At 56.9% G+C, this 2,044-nt stretch carries 2 protein-coding genes; both read right to left on the reverse strand.

Going from position 1 to position 2,044, the window contains the following annotated elements; genetic code table 11:
- The coding region (locus tag AC1DJN_RS21745; protein WP_478040219.1) for an ATP-binding protein at positions 1-770 on the reverse strand (770 nt) is incomplete at its 3' end.
- A gap of 11 nt (positions 771-781) precedes the next feature.
- Positions 782-2,044, reverse strand: a 1,263-nt coding sequence (locus AC1DJN_RS21750; protein WP_478040222.1) for a hypothetical protein, incomplete at its 5' end; no start/stop codon positions are given.

Here is a 2,044-nt window from a genome sequence, read left to right on the forward strand (position 1 = left end):
AGATCCACAGCGCAACTGGCTAAGCGGAACCCGTTGGCATGCGCGAGTGGCCATAGGTACTGCGTATATGACCAACCGGACCCCGAGGGGTACTCGGTCTCCTCGTCGCACGACTTGAGCACTCCGCGGAGATCAGTCGCATCTTGCAGACTTCTGAACTCAACCAGGTCTGCCATGAATCGGACGGTCAGATCTGGCATCTCTGCCATGAAACGTTGATGCATCGAGCAAAGCTGGCTTTGACCAAAAAGGACAACCGTAACTTTGACCTCGTGCGTGGTTAGCCAGTTCACGATGCGCTTCAGCCAGCCTAGGTCCTTGACGTGCAAGTTTTGTGCTTCGTCAATGACCAAGAAGAGATGCCTTCCTGCGACAGACAGTGCATAAAGAGCCCGAAGCAGTTGATCGCGCTTTCCGGCGAGAGAGCGAAGGACGCGGGGCTCATAGTCGATCATTGAGAGAAGATCCTCGATCAATGCGCCCTCAGCCGCCACGTCCTTTGAAGTCGGCTCGTATATAACGAATGCCGATCCAGGGTACTGAATAGGGGCGAGCTTCTGCAGCGCATAGATACAAGAAGACTTGCCGCACAACGGATGCGCCCAAAACGCAATTGAGGACCGAAATCGCTGCGCCCGGTCAAACACCAGACGAGACACCTCCTTTATCGGCCCGGTGGGAAGCACCGCCGATGCCATCAGTAAGGGGTGGTGGTCTCGCAAAGATGGGTAAGACGCCTGGATGGCGGCAATGCTCTCGTTGATCTCCATTTGCGACCTCATCATTTTCCGATGACGGTGAAGTCAATGTTTCTTGACCGACGGATCCGGGATGCCAACGTCTGTGTGTCAACCCGCTTGACGGAAGTTGTCGTCGTCATGTCGGGCCTGTAGCCCTTCCTCCCCTCCTCAGCTAGGACAGTCGCTGCGTGCGTGGCTCGGGGCATTGTTGTGCAAGTATCCAAGGCTTTCTGAGCTAATTCTTGAAGCTCCAAGCCAACGATGTCGGCAAAGGGCTGGTCCCGAGCGCCTTCGATCTTGGATCTAAGCAATCTTCGGAGCTCTCGGGAGTGCGGATACCGCCACCGCGAGCTCAGTGGCACGAGCTCACCAAGCTCCCTTCCGTCACCTGTATATGCATGAATACGGAAGATGTCGTAGGGATCTGCATGGAGCGTGACCGCCTGCCCAATCAGATCCCAGCGCGTGGCCAAGATGGGAGAGCCGTACTCGACGCTCGCGTAGCTGACGCGAGGCAGTCTGCCCTTCTTCTGGGACCCCCTAACGGTGGCGGAGGCCACCTCCACTCGAAGCGGAGGTGTCAGCGTGGGGCGAGGCGGCCCCAGTGGGGCCAAGCAACCGGAGCCAGGGGCATAGTACTCAAGCATTTGGTCAGTGGGACTGCTGCCGTAGTTGGCCTCTGTAGGCGTTGAGTTCCAGCGCGCAATGGCCTTAGAAGTTTCTTCCATCAGCTTTTCAAGGGTGACCTGATGCTTCACCGCTTTACGTTCCGGCTGGTTGCGCCTGGTGTCCGTTGGGCTGTTTCCCGTGGTCGAAGGTGATTGCTGAAAAACATTCGATGCCATCCAACCAAACACCCGCTCGACAAGCGATCGGCGTTTCGGTCGCCTAATCGCCCCGAAAGAGATAGCAGCGCCAGTCTCCGCCCTAACCCTGTCGGCCACTGTGTCTGATAGGTGCGCGAGCGCGTTGTCGACAAATAGGCTGCCAAATCCAAGGCGCAATTCAGGAGCGTCAGCCTCCACCGAAAGAGTGGCTTCCAGTGCATGTTGCAGCTCGTTCGAGAGGCACTGTCCAGCGGACGCATGATCGATGCACCTGAGGAAGTCGGAGCTGGAAATTGTCCGGCGGACAACGATGTCCCAGCCCAGAATGAAGTTGGTGAACCTATCAGCGATGACGATAAGCGTCATTCGGCGGCTGGGAACGTATTTGATTCCCTTTGGAGTTCTCACGCCCACAGCAAAGATAATGTCGGCCGTATGCTCATCAGCCTCCACTATCTCAAACGGGGCTAAGGCCTG

The organism is Stenotrophomonas sp. 05L414_2, from assembly GCF_056397905.1.